This is a genomic window from Arthrobacter sp. B2I5, assembly GCF_030816735.1.
Taxonomy (GTDB): Bacteria; Actinomycetota; Actinomycetes; order Actinomycetales; family Micrococcaceae; genus Arthrobacter.
In genome coordinates, this window is record NZ_JAUSYF010000001.1 from 3,134,439 (window position 1) to 3,154,868 (window position 20,430).

Here is a 20,430-nt window from a genome sequence, read left to right on the forward strand (position 1 = left end):
CAATTTTCCTCCAGGGATGATGCGAGTGGCGCTACGGGCTGGAATTCAATGAGTGTCCATTTCGGCGCTGAAATTCTGTTTTCACTGAAGGCACGCAGCACTGCGCCGGAGCGCACTGATGGCACTTACTTTAGTGGCCCGCGCCACGTCCCAATAGCACGGCGGGAGCCCATCCGGGAGATTGTTTACAAGTTGTTACCAAGCAGTAGGGGCACCGCGGAATGCGGTGCCCCAACTGCTGATTCATGCTGTTGCAGGCTACAGACGGACCAGCATCTTGCCGGTGTTTGCGCCGTCCAGGAGGTCCATGAATGCCTGCGGAGCGTTCTCCAGCCCGTCGACGATTGTCTCGTCGTAGCGCACGGTCCCGTCCGCCAGCCACCCGGCCATCTTCTCCGCGAACCCTGCCGCATGCTGGCGCTGCCCGCCCACCAGGAAGCCCTTGAGGGTGAGCTGTTTGCCGATGGCCTGCATCAGGTTGCGGGGTGCGGGGGTGGGTTCGGTTGAGTTGTACTGCGCGATGGCACCGCACAGGGCCACACGGCCGCCCACGTTCAGGACTGCCAGGGCTGCCTCGAGGTGATCGCCGCCCACGTTGTCGAAGTAGACGTCGATGCCGGCCGGGCCGGCTGCCTTCTCCAACTGCTCCACAACCGGGCCGTCGTGGTAGTCGAACGCGGCGTCGAAGCCGAGCTCCCGGAGCCGGGCCACCTTGGCGGGCGAGCCGGCGGAGCCGATGACGCGGGAGGCGCCCATGGCCTTGGCGATCTGTCCCACCAGGGAGCCGACCGCACCCGCGGCGCCGGAAACGAACACTGCGTCCCCGGGCTTGAATTCGGCGACCTTCAGAAGCCCGGCGTAAGCGGTGAGTCCGGTCATGCCCAGCGCGCCGAGGAAAGCGGAAGCAGGGGCCAGATCGGTGCGGGCCGGGGTGGCGGCAGAGCCGTCTACCACTGCGTATTCGCGCCAGCCAAGGGAATGCACGACGACGTCGCCCTCCTGGTGTGCGGAGGAACGGGACGCGATCACCTCGCCCACCGCGCCGCCGTCGAGCGCCTTCCCCACCGCGAAGGGTGCTGAGTAGGACTTGACGTCGTTCATCCTGCCGCGCATGTAGGGGTCAACGGACATGAAAAGGTTGTGCACCAGGATCTGGCCGTCTTCAAGCGCGGGCAGCGGCGACTCGGCAAGTTCGAAGTTCTCGCCGGTGGGACGCCCTACCGGGCGGGAGGCGAGGCGGATTTCACGGGTGGTGGTTGCAAGGGCTGTGCTCATGCTGCGTACTCCAGGATCTTGAGGTCAACGGTGATGTTGCCGCGCGTGGCATTCGAATAGGGGCAGACCTCGTGCGCCTTGGCAACGAGGTCTTCAGCCGCAGCCAGGTCCAGCGCGGGCAGGGCGATTTCCAGCTCGGCGGCCAGACCGAAGCCGGCACCGCCGTCCAGCTGACCAAGGTGGATCTTCGCTGCCACTGCCGAGTCCGTCAGGTCGGCTCCTGCCTTCCGGCCCACCAGGCGCAGTGCGGAGTGGAAGCAGGCGGCATACCCGGCGGCAAAGAGCTGTTCCGGGTTGGTGCCCTGGCCGCTGCCACCGAGTTCGACCGGGCTGGCGAGGGCCACTGCCAGCTTGCCGTCGTTGCTGCGCGCAGCGCCGTCACGGCCTTCACCCGAGGCCAGGGCCTCGGCGGTGTAGAGAGTCTTCACGAAAATATCCGTCCTGTTGGTGGGATGGTGCAGTATTTCGGGTCACAGCGATTCATGCAGGGCAGCCGTGAGCTTGCCCAGGGTGGTCCGCAGCTGTTCAAGTTCGTCCAGGGAGAGACCTGCGGCGTCGGCCAGCCGCTGCGGAATGGCGCTTGCCCGGCCGCTGAGGCTTCGCCCGGCCGGTGTCAGGTGGATGGCAACGCGGCGTTCGTCCTCGCCGGAGCGCCGCCGTTCCACGAACCCCAGGGCTTCCAGGCGCTTCAGGAGCGGTGACAGGGTGCCGGAGTCAAGGCCCAGCTCCCCGCCGAGCTCCTTTACGCCCCGGGGTTCGTTTTCCCACAGGACCAGCATCACCAGGTACTGCGGGTAGGTGAGGCCCAGTTCGTCCAGGACAGGCCGGTAGACGGCGGTAGCGGCACGGGAGGCCGAGTACAGCGCAAAACAGACTTGCCGGTCCAGGCGGGGTGCTTCGGTCATGGTTAGAACGATAGTCCACAACTAAGTTGTGCACAACTTACGCCACCTTCGGCTGCCCTGGTTCGCCGCCGTCGTCGTACTTTCCTTGTTGCTGTCCTGAAACAGCAATGCATGGTATCCCCGCCGGGGAGGCGGGGATACCAGGCCGGCGATACCAGGCCGTGGATGTCAGGAAACGGGTGTCTGCTCCAGGTCGCGGATGGTGCGCAGCGCCGCTGCGGTGAGGACCCGGATGCCCAGGCCAAGGGAGCGCTCGTCCAGAATGTAATCGCCGCGGTGGAGGTCGTAGTCCTCGCCGCCCGGCGTCTTGGTGCCCAGGCGCATCATGGCACCGGGAAGTTCCGCGAGGAACCAGGCGAAATCCTCGCCGCCCATCGACTGCGGCGTCAGCACCACGGCGCTTTCGCCGATTTCGGCCCGGGCGGCAGCCTCGATGATGGCCGTCTCGTGTTCGGAATTGACCACCGGCGGCACTCCCCTGGTGTGCTCCAGGTGGACATCCACGCCGTAGGGCGCGGCCACTTGGTGGACCACTTCGTCGAGGAGTTCGCCGGCGGCGTGCCAGGCGTCCCGGTCCAGGCAGCGCATGGTCCCGGCCATGTAGCCGCTGCCGGGGATGGCGTTGGGTGCCGAGCCTGCGGTGATCTGGCCCCACACCACGGAGACGCCGCTGCGGACGTCCACCCGGCGGGACAGCACGGCCGGTACGTTGACGGCAATCTGGGCCAGCGCGAACACCAGGTCCTCGGTCAGGTGCGGGCGGGAGGTGTGGCCGCCCCGGCCGGAGAGCTCGATCCGGATGGTGTCCGACGCCGAGGTGATGGCACCGATGCGGGTTCCCACCTTGCCCACTTCAATGCGGGGATCGCAGTGCAGCGCCAAAATCCGGGGGACGCCGTCCAGCACACCCTGTTCGATGCAGGAGTGCGCGCCGCCGGGCATGGTCTCCTCAGCGGGCTGGAAGATGATCCGGACGGTGGCGCCGAGGGGTGATTCCTGGTGCATCCGGTGCAGGACAAGGGCGATGCCCAGCATGGTGGCGGTGTGCACGTCGTGGCCGCAGGCGTGCGTGACGCCGTGGTTCTTGGACGCGAACGGAAGCCCGGTCTCCTCGATGATGGGGAGGGCATCGATGTCCCCGCGAAGCGCCGTGGCGATGGGGCCGTCACCCACGTCCACCGTCAGCCCGGTGCCCTCCAGGCGGCGGGGGCTCAGGCCGGCAGCTTCGAGCCGCTCGGCGAGCTTGTCGGTGGTGCGGAACTCCTTGAAGGACAGCTCCGGGTGCGCATGCAGGTCCCGCCGGAATTCGATCAGTTCCGGTAAGAGCGGTTCGAGCCAGGGAGCCACCAGGGCGGTGGGCTCGGCTTCAGTAGTGTAATTGCGCACTGCTTCACTCTAGCGAGGGTGCCGGCTTTAGTGCCCATTCACTGACGCCTCATTACATCCCGGAACCTGCCGGCACGGTTTGAGCCGGGAGGTTTCCCGTTCAGAGGACGTCCGTGTCGCCGCTTGCCTTGAGCGCGTCAACGGCAGCCTTGACGCGCTGGGAATTGGCCATGGTGGTCACCAGCAAAGCGTCCGGCGTGTCCACGATGACAACGTCCTGGATGCCGATCAGGGCGATCACGCGCTTGGTGTCGGTGACCACAACGCCGCTCGAGTTCTCGGTGAACACGCGGGCGCCTTCGCCGAGGACCGTGACGTCGTCCACTTCCTTGGCGCTGTTGAGGCGGCCCACGGAGGCGAAGTCGCCAACGTCGTCCCAGCGGAAGGTTCCCGGTACGACGGCGACGTCCCCGGCTTCGGCGGCGGGCTCGGCCACTGCGTAGTCGATGGCGATCTTGGGCAGCGTCGGCCAGATGCGCGCTGTGACCTCATCGCGCTGGGGGGTGTCCCACGCCCGGGCAATTTCCTGCAGGCCCTGGAACAGTTCGGGCTGGTTCGCCTCAAGGTGCTTGAGCATCAGCGCCACGGGCGCCACGAACATGCCGGCGTTCCACACGTAGTCACCACTGTCCACGTATTGCTGCGCCACCACTTCGTCCGGCTTCTCGACGAACTCCACTACGTCGTGGGCGCTGGGGGCACCATCGACGTGCAGTGCCTTGCCGGAACGGATGTAGCCGAACCCGGTGGACGGGTGCGTGGGCTTAATGCCGATGGTGACGATCTTGCCGGCGGCAGCGGTGTGGATGGCTTCGCGGACGGCCTGCTGGAACAGGCCGTCCGGGCTGATCACCTGGTCCGCGGCGAAGGAACCCATGATGGTATCGGGATCCCGCTCGTGCAGGATGGCCGCGGCAAGGCCGATGGCCGCACCGGAGTCCTTGGGCTCTGATTCGAGGACCAGGTCCGAATCCTGAAGCTCGGGCAACTGCCGGCACACGGCTTCGCGGTGCGCCTTGCCGGTGACTACCAGCAACCGGCTGTCCGTCAGCGGGTGAAGCCGGTCGTAGGTGGCGCGCAGCAAGGTGCTGCCCGATCCCGTGAGATCGTGAAGGAACTTGGGAGCTGCTGCACGTGACAGGGGCCAGAGGCGGGTCCCCACTCCGCCTGCCGGAATCACCGCAATGAAGCGGTCAAGGGGTGAAGCCGGGCTTGTCACTTTGTCTGTACTCATCAGGGCTACTTTAGCGGAACGGCTCCAACCGGTCCCTTTGGAGACGCACCCGGCGCGCAATTTGCGGTACCGTCCCGACCAAAAGCGTGCAGGGATGTGGCGTTCGTCTCATTTCCCCGGAAAATCCGCTCCAGTACTGGGCACCAAGAAACTCCTAAATTGAATAAGCTGTTAGCGGAGCCTAGATTTAGGCCTGAGCTACGAGTGCTCTCGCAGCAGGCGTTCCCCCCGCATGGATCTCATGCCAGCGCCGCTGTGTTGCAGGGAGGTTTATCAGTGCCGACAAAACCAGCTGGCACCTTGTACCGCGGCCGTGAAGGCATGTGGTCCTGGGTAGGACACCGCATTACCGGTGTAGTGATCTTTTTCTTCTTGTTGGTCCACGTCCTGGACACCTCCTTGGTGCGTGTGTCACCGGAGGCCTACACCGCTGTGATCGGCGCCTACAAGAACCCCCTGATGGCGCTGGGCGAGACCGGTCTTGTTGCCGCCATCGTGTTCCACGCCTTCAACGGCCTGCGGATCATTGCGGTCGACTTCTGGAAGAAGGGCGCCAAGTACCAGCGGCAGATGCTGTGGGCAGTCCTGGCCCTGTGGGTCGTGACCATGGTCGCCTTCTCCATCCGCCACCTGTCCCTCGCCCTCGGAGGTCACTAAGCCATGACTGCAACGATCGAGAGCCCCCGCAGCGGGCGGATCGCCCCCGAGTACCGCCGCAGTGGCGGCTCCCGGGGCAACTTCGAGATGATCGCCTGGCTGTTCATGCGCCTTTCCGGCGTGGTGCTGGTGGTCCTCATTTTCGGCCACCTGTTCGTGAACCTCATGGTGGGCGAAGGCATCCACGCCATCGACTTCGGTTTTGTTGCCGGCAAGTGGGCAGACCCGTTCTGGCAGTTCTGGGATCTCGCCATGCTCTGGCTGGCCATGCTGCACGGCACCAACGGCGTGCGGACCATCATTAACGACTACGCCGAGAAGACCTCCACCCGCCGCTGGCTGAAGACCGTCCTGTACGCGGCCGCCGTCGTTATCATCCTCCTGGGCACGCTGGTCATCTTTACCTTCAACCCGTGCCCTGTGGTGAACGGTGTTGCCCTTCCTGGTGGATTCTGCCCTGCCTAGCACTGGCACAACCCCGGGCCCGCGGGCTTTTCCGCGGGCCCTGTTTTGCGGAGCAGGCAAAGCCGCCCCGTTGTTTTATAGCGAATTTTGAGAGAAAGAGCGTCTGGTATGCAGGTCCATAAGTACGACGTCGTCATCGTCGGTGCCGGTGGCGCTGGCATGCGCGCCGCGATCGAATCCGGTCAGCGTGCGCGCACAGCAGTACTGACCAAGCTTTACCCCACCCGCTCGCACACTGGTGCGGCACAGGGTGGCATGTGCGCAGCCCTTGCCAATGTCGAGGAAGACAACTGGGAATGGCACACGTTCGACACCGTCAAGGGCGGCGACTACCTGGTTGACCAGGACGCCGCCGAGGTCATGGCCAAGGAAGCCATCGACGCCGTGCTGGACCTGGAAAAGATGGGCCTGCCTTTCAACCGCACGCCCGAAGGCCGCATTGACCAGCGCCGTTTCGGCGGCCACACCCGCGACCACGGCAAGGCTCCGGTCCGCCGCGCATGCTACGCAGCGGACCGCACCGGCCACATGATCCTGCAGACCCTGTACCAAAACTGCGTCAAGCACAACGTTGAGTTCTACAACGAGTACTACGTCCTGGACCTGCTGACGGTCGAAGAGGACGCTGTCCGCGCAGACGGCACGCCCTACAAGCAGAAGCGCGTGGCCGGCGTGGTCTCCTACGACCTCGCTTCCGGCGAACTGCACGTGTTCCAGGCCAAGTCCGTGGTGTTCGCCTCCGGTGGTGCCGGCAAGGTCTTCAAGACCACGTCCAACGCCCACACCCTTACCGGCGACGGAATGGGCATCGCCTTCCGCCGCGGGATCCCCTTGGAGGACATGGAGTTCTTCCAGTTCCACCCGACAGGCCTGGCGGGCCTGGGCATCCTGCTGTCCGAGGCCGCCCGCGGTGAAGGTGCCATCCTGCGCAACTCCGAGGGTGAGCGCTTCATGGAGCGCTACGCCCCCACCATCAAGGACCTGGCACCCCGTGACATCGTGGCCCGCTCCATGGCCAACGAGGTCCGCGAAGGCCGCGGCTGCGGTCCGAACAAGGACTACGTCCTCCTTGACCTGACCCACCTGGAGCCGGCGCACATCGATGCGAAGCTTCCGGACATCACCGAGTTCGCCCGCACCTACCTGGGCGTTGAGCCCTACACGGAGCCCGTTCCGGTGTTCCCCACGGCCCACTACGCCATGGGCGGCATCCCCACGAACATCACCACCGAGGTGCTCCAGGACAACGACACCGTGGTCCCCGGCCTCTACGCAGCCGGCGAAGTGGCCTGCGTGTCCGTGCACGGGTCCAACCGCCTTGGCACCAACTCCCTGCTGGACATCAACGTGTTCGGCAAGCGGGCAGGTATCGCCGCCGCGGAATACGCCAAGACCGCCCAGTTCGTGGAGCTGCCGGAGAACCCGCTGGCCTACACCACCGAGCTGCTGGACATTGCCCGCAACGGCACCGGCGACGAAAAGGTGGCCCAGATCCGCAAGGAACTGCAGGACACCATGGACGCCAACATGCAGGTGTTCCGCACGGCGGACACCCTGAACCAGGTGCTGCGGGACATCGCCTCCTTCGAGGAGCGGTACAAGCGCATCAACGTCCAGGACAAGGGCAAGCGCTTCAACCTGGACCTGCTTGAGGCCGTTGAGCTCGGCTTCCTGCTGGAACTGGCCAAGGTCATGACCGTGGCCGCCCTGCACCGCGAGGAATCCCGCGGCGGACACTTCCGCGAGGACTTCCCCGAGCGTGACGACGAGAAATTCATGAAGCACTCCATGGCGTACAAGGATGACCATGCGCCGGCTGACGGATCGGCGGAATCAATCGCCGGGATCCGCCTCGCCACCAAGCCGGTTGTCTTTACCCGCTACGAGCCGATGGTGAGGAAGTACTAAGATGACCGCTGAAATCGCTGAGCCAGCCTCAAAGGTTGAACTTCCTGCCGGCGTTGGCGGGGGCGGGGAAATCCCCACGTTTGACGTCCACATGCGGGTCCGCCGGTACAACCCGGAGGTTTCCGAGGAAGCTACCTGGGATGATTTCCACCTGACCATGTACGGCACGGACCGTGTCCTGGACGCCCTGCACAAGGTCAAGTGGGAGATGGACGGCACCCTGTCCTTCCGCCGCTCCTGTGCCCACGGTGTTTGCGGTTCCGACGCCATGCGCATCAACGGCCGCAACCGCCTTGCCTGCAAGACGCTGCTGAAGGACCTGGACACGTCCAAGCCCATCACGGTGGAGCCCATCAAGGGCCTGCCGGTGGAGAAGGACCTCATCGTGGACATGGAGCCTTTCTTCCAGTCGTACCGCGAGGTCATGCCGTTCCTGATCAACAAGGGCCACGAGCCCACCCGGGAGCGCCTGCAGTCCGCCGAGGACCGTGAGCGCTTTGACGACACCACCAAGTGCATCCTGTGCGCCGCGTGCACGTCCTCCTGCCCGGTGTTCTGGACCGATGGGCAGTACTTCGGTCCCGCCGCAATCGTCAACGCCCACCGTTTCATCTTCGACTCCCGTGATGATGCCGGCGACATGCGCCTTGAGATCCTCAACGACAAGGAAGGCGTGTGGCGCTGCCGCACCACCTTCAACTGCTCCGAGGCATGCCCCCGCGGCATCCAGGTCACGCAGGCCATCGCGGAGGTCAAGCAGGCCATCCTGGCCCGCAAGATCTAGGCACGTTCACTAATAGATATAACGGCCGACGGCGTCACTCACCACACGTGGTGGGGGCGCCGTCGGCCGTTTCAGCAGAAAGGGGTCCTCCTTGTCCCGCTCCGAAAAAGTGTCCTTCACCGGTTCCACCGGCGAGACGCTGTCCGGCATCATTGACGTCCCGGAGGGTCCCGTCAAAGGCTGGGGCGTCTTCTCGCACGGTTTCACACTGGGCAAGGACAGCCCCTCCGCGTCCCGGATGTGCAAGGCGCTGGCGGACAGCGGCATCGGCATGCTGCGCTTCGACAACCTGGGCTTGGGCGGCTCGGCCGGAGAATGGTCATCGGGCTCATTCAGCCACAAGGTGGCGGACACAGTGAAGGCTGCGGAGTTCATGCGCAGCCAGGGAAAGGAAATCTCCCTCCTGGTGGGCCACTCGTTCGGCGGCGCCGCGGTCCTTGCCGCCGCGCGGGAGATTCCTGAGCTGGATGCCGTTGCCACCGTCGGGGCACCCTTCTCCCCCAAGCACGTGGCCCACGTCTTCGATGCGGCACTGGACAGGATCCTGAGCGAGGGCAGCGCTGAAGTGGACCTGGGCGGCAAACGGGTGGAGATCCGCCGGCACTTTGTGGAGGACCTGGAGAACGCGGACCTGACGGACTGCATCAAACAGCTGCACAAGCCGTTGATGGTGCTGCACTCCCCCACCGACAACACCGTGGGGATCGAGAATGCCAGCACCATCTTCCAGACGGCCAGGCATCCGCGGAACTTCGTCTCCCTTGAGGGAAGCGACCATCTCCTGACCGGCAAGGGCCAAGCGGCCCGGGCGGCGCGGATCATCGCCGCCTGGGCGGACCAGTACCTCGACGCGGCACCCGCCTGACCCGGACCTGCCCTCAGTGGCCGCGCCTGGTGCCGGTACCTACTTGCCGATGGCCGCTTTGCTCTCGCTGATCCATTGCTCCGCCGCCTTCTCGGGTGTGAGCAGATCCGGTGGGACCAATGTACGTGGGGGCGAAGTCCATCTTGCCGATCTGGTCGATGTATTCCGCTTCCACCTTGCCCTGGGGTGTGAGCAGGTCCTGAATGGCTGTCCGCATTTCAGCGTTACCGGGAATGCCCCTGTCGCTCTGGATGATCTTGGCCGCGGCCTGGTTGTTGACCAGGAAGTTCACCAGCTTTGCGGCGGCGTCGGTGTGCTTGCTGCGCGCGGAGATGGTGTAGAACTGCGAGGACTGAAGCCAGATTCCCGGGGTGGGCTTTTCGCCGGGAAGCTTGAGCAGTCTCAGGTCCGCGCCCGAGGCCTTGCTGAGGGCGGTCAGTGAATTGCTCCACGTGAGCATCATCCCGGCCTTCCCCATGCCCATAAGTGTCTGCTCCGTGCTGACGTTGAGCTTCTCCACCGTTTCCGAGGCACTCGGAGCTGCACCCGAATCACTCAACTTCAGCGAGTAATCAAAGTAGTCCTGTACCGTCTGCTTGCCCAATCCCAGTTGGCCGTCCTGCGTGTAGAGGGATTCCCCGCGCTGGCGGGCAAAGGCGTCCAGGGAGTCATGGGTGAGGACGGTTGCCGTTCCATACGTGCCCTTCGGGCTCTTGGTGGTGATCTCATTAGCGATCCTGGCGAAGTCGTCCCAGCTCCAGTTGCTGTCATCCGGAAGGGGAACGCCGGCTGCAGCGAAGACGGCCGGATTGACCACTATGGCCAGCGCGTTGGCTCCGGTGGAGACGCCGTACTGTTTGCCCTTGACCTGCCCGTTCTCCCGCGCCCCTTGGTCAATCCTGGACAGTTCGAGCGAACCCTCCACCTTCGACAGGTCCAGCAAGGCCCCGCGGTTGGCATACTCGGCTGGATACGCGCCGCCCATGGTGATGACGTCCGGAGCATCGTTGGCGGCCATCTGGGTGGCGAGCTTATCGAAGTAGCCGCTGATATCGCCGTATTCCGGTTTGACCTTAATGTTGGGGTTCGCCGCTTCGAATTCCGCGATCGCCTTGTTGGTCAGGTCCGCGCGGCCCGCGTTGCCCCACCAGGAAAAACGGATTTCAACAGGCCCGTCCTCGGCTTTGTTGGAGGACGGACTCGAGCAGGCGGCGGTCGTAGCCAGCAGGGCCGCGGCGGACAGGACAGCGATGGATTTACGAATGCCTCGGATACCTTGACGCGTCATTGGGCAGGCTTCTTCCTCAATCAGAAGGTGGTCTGGAAAACGGTTCCTGAAACGTATCAAAGCCGTATCGGCGGGTCAATAGTTTCGGCTCTGAACTATTCGCAGTGGAGCAAAGGTTGCCCAGCGCAGCCATCCCGTCCGGTTGCCGCCGGTGTCGGCAGACCCGCGGGAGGGCTCACGCCAGACTTGGGGTTGACATCATCGAAAGCCACCACAACTATTGAAACGGCTCGGAAAGCGGTTTCTGCGGTCGTTGTCCGAGCGTCCGCGTTGCTCATGCCTGATGCCGCGCGAAGTATTCACATCGGTTTCCCAGCGTCAAAACACCCAGCAACAGGAGGGCGTGCAAAGTGCACAGCCAAAAAGCCAGCGACAGTTCGGCATCCCACGCCGGCATTGACCGCAGGAAACTCGTGCGGCGGCACAACGTCCGGCAGCAGCACCTCGATCCGCGAAGCCCGGTATCGGTGGGCAACGGCGAGTTCGCTTGCACCATGGACCTCACCGGCCTTCAGAGCCTCCCCGAAGAGTACCCGGTGGGCGCCCGCGGCGACCTGCCGCCGGGCACTTTGCTGGGCACCCAGGCCCAATGGGGATGGCACTCTGTGCCCGCTCCACACACTTACCACCTGGACGACTCGACACTTCTCTATGATTCGCCCCGCGGTCCGGTGCCCTACGTGGACATGGTGGGCGATATCGTCAACGACCGCGAGACCGATACCTCAGCAGCTGAAACCTGGCTCCGCGCGAACGCCCATCGACTGGATCTGGGACGGATTGGGCTGCGCTGGGTGGAGGACGGTTCAGAGCGCGCCATCACCAGGGCTGAGGTGACGGACACTGAACAAACCCTGGATCTGTGGACTGGGGTGGTGACCAGTCACTTCACAGTGGCAGGCCAGCCGGTAAGAGTCACGACTGCATGCCACCCGGACCGGGACGAACTTGGCTTCCGCGTGGAGTCGCCCGCTCTTGGCTCCGGCCTGGTGGTCGGCGTCGGCTTTCCCTATGGCTCTGAGGCCTGGCACGACGCCGCCGACTGGAACAGCCCCGATGCGCACACAACTTCACTCACTGAAACGGTGACCGCAGAAAACCGCGGTGACGCCAGGATGTGGACCGCCAGCCGGCAGTTGGACAACTCCCGCTATCAGGTGAAGATCACTGGGCAGGACTTTACGGTGATCCAGACGGAACAACACCGTCTGCGGATCGTACCCGGTACTCCGGACCGGCGCGGGGGACGGAGTGTTGGACTTCTCCGTTGCTTTCAGCTCCGGCGAGGACGGTGACTGCATTCCACGGGGGAACAACAGGTTGACTGCCGGGCCAGCCAAGGGAAGCAGGCCCGGCCCAGGGGGTAGCGGCGTCGTGCTTTCACCGGCGGACAGCGTGGCTTCAGCGTCCGCGGCGTATTGGCCGGAATTCTGGTCCTCCGGCGGCGCGATTGAACTTGATGCAACGGATGATCCCCGCGCCAGGGAGCTGGAGCGCCGCATCGTGCTGTCCCAATACCTCACGACGGTCAATTGTTCGGGGTCGCTGCCCCCGCAGGAAACCGGTCTCGTCTGCAACTCCTGGCGGGGCCGGTTCCACCTTGAGATGCACTGGTGGCATGCTGCCCACTTTGCGCACTGGAACCGGCCGGAACTCCTCCTGCCGTCCCTCCGCTGGTATTCATCGGTGCTGGAGAGCTCCCGGCAGACGGCCAGGATGCAGGGGTTCGACGGCGTCCGCTGGCCAAAGCAGGTAGGACCGGATGGCAGGGAGAGCCCCAGCCCCATCGGAACCTTCCTGATTTGGCAGCAGCCGCATCCCATCCACTTGGCGGAACTGGTCTACCGGGCCAACCCCAGCCCGGCGGTACTCGAGGAATTCGCCGAGATCGTCTTCGAATCCGCTGCTTTCATGGCCAGTTTCGCCCACCCCACTGCGCGGGGGTTCGAACTGGGGCCGCCGCTCATTCCCGCGCAGGAGAGCTATGGGCCGCTCCGTACCACCGTCACCAACCCGACATTCGAACTGGCCTACTGGCAGTGGGCTCTCCGGATTGCCGCGGCATGGCGCGGGCGGCTGGGCCTGGAACCCGTCGAATCATGGTTGGCGGTGGCCGACGGACTGGTGCCTCCGCGCGTGATCAATGGTGTGTACGCGGCCATGGATGTGGAACCATTCACCATCAGGACAGACCACCCCTCGATGCTCTGCGCACTTGGCGTCCTCCCGCTGACGGACCTGATCGACGAAGGCGTCATGCGGGCCACCCTCGCCGACGTCCTTGCTGACTGGGACTGGGACAGTACCTGGGGCTGGGACTATCCGGTCATGGCCATGACCGCCGCCCGGCTGGGCGAACCTGAAACGGCTGTGGACGCACTCCTGCAGGAAGCGCCCAAGAACACCGCCCTGGTCAACGGGCACAACCGGCAGACGGACTCCCTGCCGCTGTACCTTCCCGGTAATGGCGGCCTTCTCGCCGCCGTCGCCCTGATGGCTGCAGGTTGGGACAACGGCCCGGACCGGCATGCACCAGGCTTTCCGTCCGACTGGACAGTAGCGTGGGAGGGCCTGGTGCGGGCTCCTTAACTGTCAGGAGTAGTGGGATCCTCCCGCTCTCCTGCGCCTCAGGTTTGCGGTGTGGTCCGCCGGGCTCCGAGGATGGTCTTGCGGGGGCCGGTGTCCGATTCCAGGTCCGCCTCGCGGACGGCTGCCCAGCCCGCAGAGACAAGGTAGACCTGGCTGACCAGGTTGAACCAGATGAGCAGGCCGATGATGATGGCAAACGGCGCCAGGATGGGGTTGCGGCTGGCACCGCCAAGGAGTTCGGTGCTGAAGATCTGCAGGACGGTGGTGCCCACGGCGGACAGGACAGTGCCTTCGATCAGCGCCCGGCGGGACAGCTTGAGCCCGGCGGCCAGCCGGAACATGATCAGCGCCGTAGCCCAGTTCAGAACCAGCGGAACACCGATTTTGACCGATGTCGTCAGGGGGCCGGCTACGGCATCGGTGAGGTTCAGGAAGTCCGCTACCCACCCGGCAAGCGTCCCGAACACCAGTGAAGCTCCGGCGCTGATTACCAGGGCCACGCCCAGCAGCAGCAGGGTTCCGGCGTCGCGCAGCTTCATCAGGATGGGATTAACCACGAGCGGAGGCATCTGCAGCACGCCGCGCAGGCCGTCCCTGATGCCGTTGATCCAGCCCAGCGACGTGATGACGGTGACCACGGCAGCAATCACCGCGGTCCAGCCGAGGCCGTCCGGGTTCAGGAGGTCTTTCGGGTCCACCAGCCCTTCCCCGTTACCCACCTTGAGGAGCCCCGGGGCACTTTGCGCCACCGTGGCAATAATGGTGTCCAGCAGGGCCGGCTGGCTCCTGAGGACAAGCCCGGCAACCGAGAAGCCGGTAGTCAGGAGGCCTGTGATGGAGAAGAACATCCGGAACCCAATGCCGGCGCTCAGCAAGGGACCGTGCTGGAGGTTGTAGTGCTGGAACGCCCGCATGGGACGCAGGGTGTTGAGCTTGGCCTGCAGCCACTGCATCGTTGCCATCAGACTCGGCAACAGCCCGCCCCCGGATCTCCTGGTTTTGCCCCATTCCATCCTTTTCTGGATGACCGCCAGCTTCAGCTGGGCGCGCTCGGTAGGCAGCGGCTGCTGGTCAGCCGTCTTCGGTTGCGGAGTCCGCGGCAGCGTCCGTGAAGCGGGCGCCGGCGTGGTTGTCAGTTTCGGTCCCAAAGTCCAGCTCTTCCCGTAGCTGCCAGATGCCGTCGGCATCATGCTCATAGAGTCCCATGCTAACCACGGGGAAGGTCGCTCTGTAGTTCTTCAGCACCGTTTCGGCCTCATCAAGGCTTTCCGGGGCGACGTCATGGGCGATGGTGACGTGCGGGTGGTAGGCAAAGGGCAGTTCGCGGTGGAGCGGGCCCTGCTGGAGCTTGCGGTGCAGGTCCACGCACTCATCGAACCCGTCCTCCACGTTAATGAAGACCACCGGAGAGACGGGCCGGAAGGTTCCGGTCCCGGAGATGGTCACCATAAAGGGACTCTGGCAGCGGGCAACTTCACGGACGTGCCGGCGGGTTGCTTCCCAGTCCTGGGTGGGGGTGGTGGTGACCAGAGTGATGTGCGCCGGTACAACGTCTGCCAGGGGGTCGCCAAAGGATGCCCGCCAGCGCTGCAGTTCCCCGGCGATTTCGGCTGGAAAGCCAAGGATGACGCCAACGCTGATTTCTTCGCTGCCCGCCATGTCATGGTCCGTGGCCGCGCGCCGGCCCGATTTGTCATCGAAGCTGTCGGCCAGGGTCCGTTCCACCTGGCCGGCAGAGCAGGCCCCTCCCCTGGCGGTGACGTTTCGCGAAGACATGGCGCTAGCGGACCCCTGCGAGGCTGAGGGACGGAAGGAAGCCCATCCGCTGGTACACCTGGCCAAGGGTGACGGAGGCAATCTCGCGGGCCCGTTCCGCGCCCAGGGCCAGCAGCCGGTCAAGCTCGGCGGGATCGGCCATCAGCTCGTTGGTCCGGTTGCGGAGCGGGGTAACGAAGTCCACCACCACTTCGGCGAGGTCAACCTTGAGGTGGCCGTACATCTTGCCCTGGTACTCGGCTTCAAGCTCCGTCACCGACTTGCCGGTGAGCGACGAGTAGATGGTCAGCAGGTTGGACACCCCGGGCTTTTCCTCGGGGTCGAAGCGGATGTCCGTGCCGGCGTCGGTCACTGCCGACTTAATGCGCTTGGCCGCGATCTTGGGATCCTCCAGCAGCTGGATGGCGCCGTTGGGGGACTCCCCCGTCTTGGACATCTTGGCGCTGGGATTCTGGAGGTCGTAGATCTTGGCGCTTTCCTTCACGATCGTGGCCTCGGGAACCGTGAACGTCTGGCCAAACCTGGTGTTGAAACGCTGCGCCAGGTTCCGCGTGAGCTCCAGGTGCTGCCGCTGGTCCTCGCCAACAGGCACGAGGTCACTCTGGTAGAGGAGGATGTCCGCGGCCATAAGCGTGGGATAGGCGAAAAGACCCAGCGTGGCGGAATCCGCGCCGGACTTCTGGGTCTTGTCCTTGAACTGGGTCATCCGGGAGGCCTCACCAAACCCGGTGATGCAGTTCAGCGCCCAGGCGAGCTGCGCGTGCTCGGGGACATGGGACTGGACGAAGAAGATGCTCTTGTCCGGATCGATACCGGCCGCAATGTACTGTGCAGCCACGATGCGGGTCCGCTTGGCGAGTTCGGCGGGGTCGAAGTCCACCGTGATGGCGTGCAGGTCCGGAATGAAGAAGACGGCGTCGTACTCGGCCTGCATGTCCACCCAGTTGCGCACGGCACCGATGTAGTTGCCCAGGTGCAGGGAGTCGGCAGTGGGCTTGGCGCCGGAAAGAATGCGCTTCTTGGCAGTGGGGGAAGTCTGGCTGGTCATGGAAAAACTTTCGGGCTTAGAGCTGGTAGTCCACTACCAGCGGGGCGTGATCGGAGAAGCGGGTGTCCCAGGTGGCTGCACGGTCCACGACAGCCGAAATGGCGGATGCGGCCAGTTCGGGAGTGGCCAGGTGGTAGTCGATGCGCCAGCCGGTGTCATTGTCGAATGCCTTGCCGCGCCAGGACCACCACGTGTACGGCCCGTCGATGTCGCCGGCCAGGGTCCGGTGGACGTCGTGCCAGCCAATCTCCTCGCCAAAGAACCGGTCGAAGTAGGCACGTTCTTCCGGCAGGTGCCCGGCCTTCTTGAGGTTGCCCTTGGAGTTCCTGATGTCCCGGGGCGTGTGGGCAACATTCAGGTCGCCCACCACCAGGGCATGGTCGCTGTGCTTGGTCAGCTCCGGCAGGCGGGTACTCATGACGTCCAGGAATCGGAACTTGTCGTCCTGCTTGGGAGTCCCCACTTCACCGGAGTGCACGTAGGCACTGGCAACGGTGAGCTGCACGGGGTTCCCTGCGGTATCGCGGACGCGGAAATCTGCTTCGACCCAGCGCCCGGCGGTGGCGAAGTAGTCGTCGCCGATGCCGTTCCTGGTTTCCAGCGGCTCTTCCCGGGAGGCTATGGCGACGCCGGCACGGCCTTTCGCTTCGGCCTCGGCGTGCAGGATATGCCAGCCCTCCCCCAGCAGCTGCCGGACGATGGCATCAGGGGCGCGGACTTCCTGCAGGCAGAGGATGTCCACTTCGCGCGGCTCCAGCCAGGCCGCCATACCGTTCTTGTAGGCAGCCCGGAGGCCGTTTACGTTAACGGATGCGATGCGAAGGTGGTCCTTCTTCAATGCCGAGCTCACCCGCTCCACTCTAGTCGATGATGGTTCCAGTCACCGGCTCCCCGCTGCCGCCGGAGGACTTGATCATGTCCCTGGCATTGGTGGCTGTGATCTCAATGGTCTCAAGGGCCCGGTTGATGGTGTCCTGGTTGGCGGCGGCGCCCTTGGCGCGCTCCTCCTCCACCACACGGATCTGCACCTGGACGATCTTGAAGGAGTGGTCCAGCTTCAGGTCCCGCACCTCGTCGGCCTCGGAACGCTCGTACACCACCCGGGTGCCGCCGTCGTCGGCGGACTGGCGCGCCGGCGCCCGGCCCGTTGCCGTGTTAAAGGCGCTCTGGGCCTCGGACAGCTTGGCGCCCGCCTTCTTGGCTGCACGCTGGATGCTGAAGACCACGAACGCAGCCAGCGCCAGCCAGAAGGCGGCGATGATTGCGACGACCCAGCCCACGACGTCGTTCTGGTTTGCGGCGAAGATGACGGCGACGATGAACGCCGTCACCAGGACCATCAGGCCCGGCCCGCTGATCCGAAACATCGAAAAGCCGCCCCGGACGGGTTTGGCGGATGACGAGGAGCTGCCCAAAGTTCGCATGCAGCTATTGTCTCAAACGGCGGGCTGTGCTCCCGCCGCCTTCCACCCCCGGCGAACATTCCCAACTAGGTAGCAGCCGATGTCCTTTAGACCCCTCTAAACGACATCTGCTGCTACCTAGTTGGGCGGGCTACTTCAGGAACAGGCTTCGCAGGCGCAGGGTGGTCAGCAGCATGCCGGCGGCGGTCATCACCAGGTAGTAGCCAACATGAACCGGGGTTGCAGCCGTAAAACTGCCCACGCTGATCTGCCGCAGCAGTTCAACGCCGTGCCAGAGCGGCATGGCCTGGATGAACCACTGGATGGGCTGCGGGTAGACGCTGAGCGGGTAGAACGTGGCGCTGAAGAGGAACATGGGCAGCAGGATGAAGTTGATCCAGTCCATCTGCTGGAAGGTTTTGAGGAAACTGGTGATGCCCATGCCCAGGCTGGCGAACCCAAAGGCGATCAACACCGATGCAGGAATCATCAGCACCGCCCAGGGCGTGGTGATCAGTCCCATCACTCCCATGACGGCCGTGAAGCCGGTGGCATAGAGCATCCCCCGCAGCAGGGCCAGGAAGATCTCGCCCAACGCCACATCCAGCGGTCCCAGCGACGTGTACAGCATCCCCTGGTACAGCTTGGCGAAGTTCATCTTGAAGAAAACATTCCACGTGGAGTCGTAGACTGCGCCGTTCATCGCGGAGACGGCCAGCAGTGCCGGGGCAATGTAGGCCGCATAGCTGATGGTGGTGCCGTCAGGCCCCTGGACGTCTCCCACGATGCCGCCCAGTCCCACGCCCATGGAAATGAGGAACAGGACCGGTTCGAAGAACCCGGACACCATCACCAGCCAGTTGCTGCTCCTTGTGGCCATGAGGCCGCGGGCAATGACCGCCCTGGCATTGTGCGAATACAGGGGCCCGAAGGTGCGGCTGCGGGCCTGCTCGGTGGCGGCGGTCACTGGCCCATCCTCAAGGCAAAGCGGCGCCGCGTCAGGACCCAGCCAATGACTGCCATCGCCGCCAGAACGGCAACGTGCAGGACCGTTAGGAGCGGCGGTTCCCCGTATCCGAAGCTGAGCACCCGGCCCAGTTCCGTGCCATGCCAGATGGGCGAGACCCATCCCACCCAGCGGACGGCAGGCGGCAGGTTGTCCAGCGGAAAGAACGTCCCGGAAAACAGGAAGAGCGGCATCACGATGAACCGCATCACCAGCGCGAACTGGCCCTTGTCCTCCGTGATCGAGGCGGAGTACGCCATCAGCGGCAGCCCGAAAGCCAGCCCGGCGAGGGTGGCCACCAGAATGCCGGCCCAGCCCCAGCCCGAGGGCGAGGCCCCGAACAGTGCCACCGCGGCAAAGTACAGGGCTGACTGCAGGACCAGGCGCAGCGTCACGGCCATGATGTGCCCGGCGGCGATCTGTCCCGGGGTGAGCGGCGAGGCGTGCGGCCCGAAGTACGTCCGGCGCCACTTGAATCCGGCCATCACCGGAAACGTGAACTCGTTGGCTGCAGTCATCACGGCGGCCGACACGAGCAGCGCAGGGGCGATGAAGACCAGGTAGGACACCCCGCCGAACGCCGTGTTGCCGGTATCCACCAGGGTGGCCAGGCCCACGCCCATCGCGAACAGGTACGCCACCGGCTGGCCCACGCTGTACATGAGGATGGACCAGGTGTAGCCCTTCATTACCCGCAGCACCTGCTCGGCATAGTAGAAGGCGCCCCAGCGCCGCGCCTTCGCAGCCGCGACGGCAGGACTGTGGGCACGGGCGGCCCCGCCCGCCAACGTGTCCTCAGTCAACGAGGCTCCTGCCGGTGAGCCGAAGGAAGACGTCCTCCAGCGACGACCTGCGCACCAGTGATGTCAGCGGCCTCAGGCCGCGGGCCGCTACCTGCTCAAGGGCTGACTCGCCGTCGTGCGCGTAGACGAGCACCCGGTCCGGCAGCACCTCCAGACGCTCCCCGATCCCTTCCAGCTGCGCCCCGATGGTGGCGTTCCGCTCCGAACCGAAGCGCAGTTCCACCACCTCCCGGGTGGAATGCTGGCGGATCAGCTGCGCGGGTGAGCCCTCCGCCATGATCCGGCCCTTGTCCACCACGATCAGCCGGTCGCAGAGCTGCTCGGCCTCATCCATGTAGTGGGTGGTGAGAATCAGGGTGACGCCCTGCTCCTTGAGCCGGAACAGCCGGTCCCACAGGATGTGCCTGGCCTGCGGATCCAGGCCGGTGGTGGGCTCGTCAAGGAGCAGGATCCGCGGCTCGTTGATCAGGGAACGGGCGATGGTGAGCCGCCGTTTCATGCCGCCGGAGAGCGCGTCCACCTTGGACCTGGCCTTGTCCGTCAGCTGGGCGAACTCCAGCAGTTCGTCGGCCTTCGGCTTGAGGTAGCTCATGGGCAGGCCGAAGTAGCGGCCGTAGACCAGGAGGTTGTCGCGGACGCGCAGTTCCTCATCCAGGTTGTCCTGCTGCGGCACCACGCCCAGGTGGGCGCGCACCTCGGGCCCGTGCGTGTCCGGGTCCAGGCCCATGATGCTGAGCTGTCCAGCGGTCCGGCGGGTCACGCCGCCGATCATCTTCATGGTGGTGGACTTGCCCGCTCCGTTGGGCCCCAGCAGCCCGAAGGACTCCCCCGCGGGCACGGTAAAGGAGATGCCGTCCACAGCCGCCGCGTCACCATAGGTCTTGGTTAGGTTCCGGGCGGAGATGACGGTGCCGGACTGCGGGCCCCCGGTCAGGGTGCCGGAGGGGGTCAGGGCGTGGTTGTGCACTTGTGCAGACTAATGGAGGCGCGGCGCATCTGGAAGTGTGCTTGCAGTTTCCTCTTTAAACGCACGACGGC

20 protein-coding genes and 1 pseudogene are annotated in these 20,430 nt (G+C 64.8%); 7 read left to right on the forward strand and 14 right to left on the reverse strand.

Annotated elements, in window-relative coordinates; all coding sequences use genetic code 11:
* Window positions 1-258 precede the first annotated feature (258 nt).
* The 5 genes from QFZ60_RS14600 to QFZ60_RS14620 all read right to left on the reverse strand — a co-directional run bounded on the left by QFZ60_RS14600 (window position 259) and on the right by QFZ60_RS14620 (window position 4,800).
* On the reverse strand, window positions 259-1,275 hold the full coding sequence (locus QFZ60_RS14600) for an NADP-dependent oxidoreductase (RefSeq protein ID WP_307091325.1): 1,017 nt from the start codon (window positions 1,273-1,275) through the stop codon (window positions 259-261).
* Window positions 1,272-1,703, reverse strand: coding sequence for an organic hydroperoxide resistance protein (locus tag QFZ60_RS14605; protein WP_307091326.1), 432 nt, complete (start codon window positions 1,701-1,703; stop codon window positions 1,272-1,274). Before QFZ60_RS14605 ends, QFZ60_RS14600 begins: the two co-directional genes overlap by 4 nt.
* Window positions 1,704-1,745: 42 nt before the next feature.
* On the reverse strand, window positions 1,746-2,180 hold the full coding sequence (locus tag QFZ60_RS14610) for a MarR family winged helix-turn-helix transcriptional regulator (RefSeq protein ID WP_307091327.1): 435 nt from the start codon (window positions 2,178-2,180) through the stop codon (window positions 1,746-1,748).
* A gap of 168 nt (window positions 2,181-2,348) precedes the next feature.
* Complete coding sequence (locus QFZ60_RS14615; RefSeq protein WP_307091329.1) at window positions 2,349-3,566, reverse strand: amidohydrolase; 1,218 nt, start codon at window positions 3,564-3,566, stop codon at window positions 2,349-2,351.
* Window positions 3,567-3,666: 100 nt separating this feature from the next.
* Window positions 3,667-4,800, reverse strand: a complete 1,134-nt coding sequence (locus tag QFZ60_RS14620) for a mannose-1-phosphate guanylyltransferase (RefSeq protein WP_307091331.1) — start codon at window positions 4,798-4,800, stop codon at window positions 3,667-3,669.
* Between the two features lie 276 nt (window positions 4,801-5,076).
* Between QFZ60_RS14620 and sdhC the strand changes: the two genes are divergently transcribed.
* From sdhC to QFZ60_RS14645, 5 genes are all read left to right on the forward strand, one after another.
* Complete coding sequence (gene sdhC / locus QFZ60_RS14625; RefSeq protein WP_081620212.1) at window positions 5,077-5,457, forward strand: succinate dehydrogenase, cytochrome b556 subunit; 381 nt, start codon at window positions 5,077-5,079, stop codon at window positions 5,455-5,457.
* A 3-nt stretch (window positions 5,458-5,460) separates the two neighbouring features.
* Window positions 5,461-5,922: a succinate dehydrogenase hydrophobic membrane anchor subunit gene (locus tag QFZ60_RS14630; protein ID WP_307091332.1), complete on the forward strand. Its 462-nt coding sequence runs from the start codon at window positions 5,461-5,463 to the stop codon at window positions 5,920-5,922.
* Between the two features lie 108 nt (window positions 5,923-6,030).
* The gene (gene sdhA / locus QFZ60_RS14635; RefSeq protein WP_142120597.1) at window positions 6,031-7,830 is read left to right on the forward strand and encodes a succinate dehydrogenase flavoprotein subunit; all 1,800 of its coding nucleotides are present in this window, start codon (window positions 6,031-6,033) and stop codon (window positions 7,828-7,830) included.
* A gap of 1 nt (window position 7,831) precedes the next feature.
* Entirely contained in the window at window positions 7,832-8,614 is a 783-nt protein-coding gene (locus tag QFZ60_RS14640; protein WP_134164564.1) for a succinate dehydrogenase iron-sulfur subunit, read from the forward strand.
* A gap of 91 nt (window positions 8,615-8,705) precedes the next feature.
* Complete coding sequence (locus QFZ60_RS14645; RefSeq protein WP_307091335.1) at window positions 8,706-9,479, forward strand: S9 family peptidase; 774 nt, start codon at window positions 8,706-8,708, stop codon at window positions 9,477-9,479.
* A 39-nt stretch (window positions 9,480-9,518) separates the two neighbouring features.
* Here the strand turns inward: QFZ60_RS14645 and QFZ60_RS14650 are convergent.
* A pseudogene (locus QFZ60_RS14650) lies at window positions 9,519-10,767 on the reverse strand (ABC transporter substrate-binding protein).
* A gap of 350 nt (window positions 10,768-11,117) precedes the next feature.
* Between QFZ60_RS14650 and QFZ60_RS14655 the strand changes: the two are divergent.
* Both QFZ60_RS14655 and QFZ60_RS14660 read left to right on the forward strand, forming a co-directional pair.
* On the forward strand, window positions 11,118-12,062 hold the full coding sequence (locus QFZ60_RS14655; RefSeq protein ID WP_307091337.1) for a hypothetical protein: 945 nt from the start codon (window positions 11,118-11,120) through the stop codon (window positions 12,060-12,062).
* A gap of 100 nt (window positions 12,063-12,162) precedes the next feature.
* Window positions 12,163-13,356, forward strand: a complete 1,194-nt coding sequence (locus QFZ60_RS14660; RefSeq protein ID WP_307091338.1) for a hypothetical protein — start codon at window positions 12,163-12,165, stop codon at window positions 13,354-13,356.
* A gap of 38 nt (window positions 13,357-13,394) precedes the next feature.
* Here QFZ60_RS14660 and QFZ60_RS14665 read toward each other — a convergent pair whose 3' ends face one another.
* From QFZ60_RS14665 to QFZ60_RS14700, 8 genes are all read right to left on the reverse strand, one after another.
* Window positions 13,395-14,318: a YihY/virulence factor BrkB family protein gene (locus tag QFZ60_RS14665; protein WP_307091340.1), complete on the reverse strand. Its 924-nt coding sequence runs from the start codon at window positions 14,316-14,318 to the stop codon at window positions 13,395-13,397.
* Window positions 14,319-14,427: 109 nt separating this feature from the next.
* A complete protein-coding gene (locus QFZ60_RS14670) occupies window positions 14,428-15,015 on the reverse strand; it encodes a 2'-5' RNA ligase family protein (protein ID WP_307093330.1) in 588 nt (195 codons plus the stop codon).
* Between the two features lie 121 nt (window positions 15,016-15,136).
* Window positions 15,137-16,180, reverse strand: a complete 1,044-nt coding sequence (gene trpS / locus QFZ60_RS14675) for a tryptophan--tRNA ligase (RefSeq protein ID WP_307091342.1) — start codon at window positions 16,178-16,180, stop codon at window positions 15,137-15,139.
* Between the two features lie 16 nt (window positions 16,181-16,196).
* Window positions 16,197-17,030, reverse strand: a complete 834-nt coding sequence (locus tag QFZ60_RS14680) for an exodeoxyribonuclease III (RefSeq protein WP_307091343.1) — start codon at window positions 17,028-17,030, stop codon at window positions 16,197-16,199.
* A gap of 10 nt (window positions 17,031-17,040) precedes the next feature.
* Window positions 17,041-17,604, reverse strand: a complete 564-nt coding sequence (locus QFZ60_RS14685; RefSeq protein WP_307091344.1) for a hypothetical protein — start codon at window positions 17,602-17,604, stop codon at window positions 17,041-17,043.
* A gap of 130 nt (window positions 17,605-17,734) precedes the next feature.
* Complete coding sequence (locus QFZ60_RS14690) at window positions 17,735-18,550, reverse strand: ABC transporter permease (protein WP_307091345.1); 816 nt, start codon at window positions 18,548-18,550, stop codon at window positions 17,735-17,737.
* Window positions 18,547-19,392, reverse strand: coding sequence for an ABC transporter permease (locus QFZ60_RS14695; RefSeq protein ID WP_307091347.1), 846 nt, complete (start codon window positions 19,390-19,392; stop codon window positions 18,547-18,549). Before QFZ60_RS14695 ends, QFZ60_RS14690 begins: the two co-directional genes overlap by 4 nt.
* Entirely contained in the window at window positions 19,385-20,359 is a 975-nt protein-coding gene (locus QFZ60_RS14700) for an ABC transporter ATP-binding protein (RefSeq protein ID WP_307091349.1), read from the reverse strand. The genes QFZ60_RS14695 and QFZ60_RS14700 overlap by 8 nt, the downstream gene beginning before the upstream one ends.
* Window positions 20,360-20,430: the final 71 nt, after the last annotated feature.

Excerpts from the sequence above, each read along its gene's own strand:
- QFZ60_RS14600 (WP_307091325.1), bottom strand. The coding sequence starts at position 1,275 with ATGAGCACAGCCCTTGCAACCACCACCCGTGAAATCCGCCTCGCCTCC.
- QFZ60_RS14610 (WP_307091327.1), bottom strand. The coding sequence starts at position 2,180 with ATGACCGAAGCACCCCGCCTGGACCGGCAAGTCTGTTTTGCGCTGTAC.
- QFZ60_RS14620 (WP_307091331.1), bottom strand. The coding sequence starts at position 4,800 with ATGAGTACAGACAAAGTGACAAGCCCGGCTTCACCCCTTGACCGCTTC.
- QFZ60_RS14630 (WP_307091332.1), top strand. The coding sequence starts at position 5,461 with ATGACTGCAACGATCGAGAGCCCCCGCAGCGGGCGGATCGCCCCCGAG.
- sdhA (WP_142120597.1), top strand. The coding sequence starts at position 6,031 with ATGCAGGTCCATAAGTACGACGTCGTCATCGTCGGTGCCGGTGGCGCT.
- QFZ60_RS14640 (WP_134164564.1), top strand. The coding sequence starts at position 7,832 with ATGACCGCTGAAATCGCTGAGCCAGCCTCAAAGGTTGAACTTCCTGCC.
- QFZ60_RS14665 (WP_307091340.1), bottom strand. The coding sequence starts at position 14,318 with ATGGCAACGATGCAGTGGCTGCAGGCCAAGCTCAACACCCTGCGTCCC.
- QFZ60_RS14670 (WP_307093330.1), bottom strand. The coding sequence starts at position 15,015 with ATGGCGGGCAGCGAAGAAATCAGCGTTGGCGTCATCCTTGGCTTTCCA.
- trpS (WP_307091342.1), bottom strand. The coding sequence starts at position 16,180 with ATGACCAGCCAGACTTCCCCCACTGCCAAGAAGCGCATTCTTTCCGGC.
- QFZ60_RS14685 (WP_307091344.1), bottom strand. The coding sequence starts at position 17,604 with ATGCGAACTTTGGGCAGCTCCTCGTCATCCGCCAAACCCGTCCGGGGC.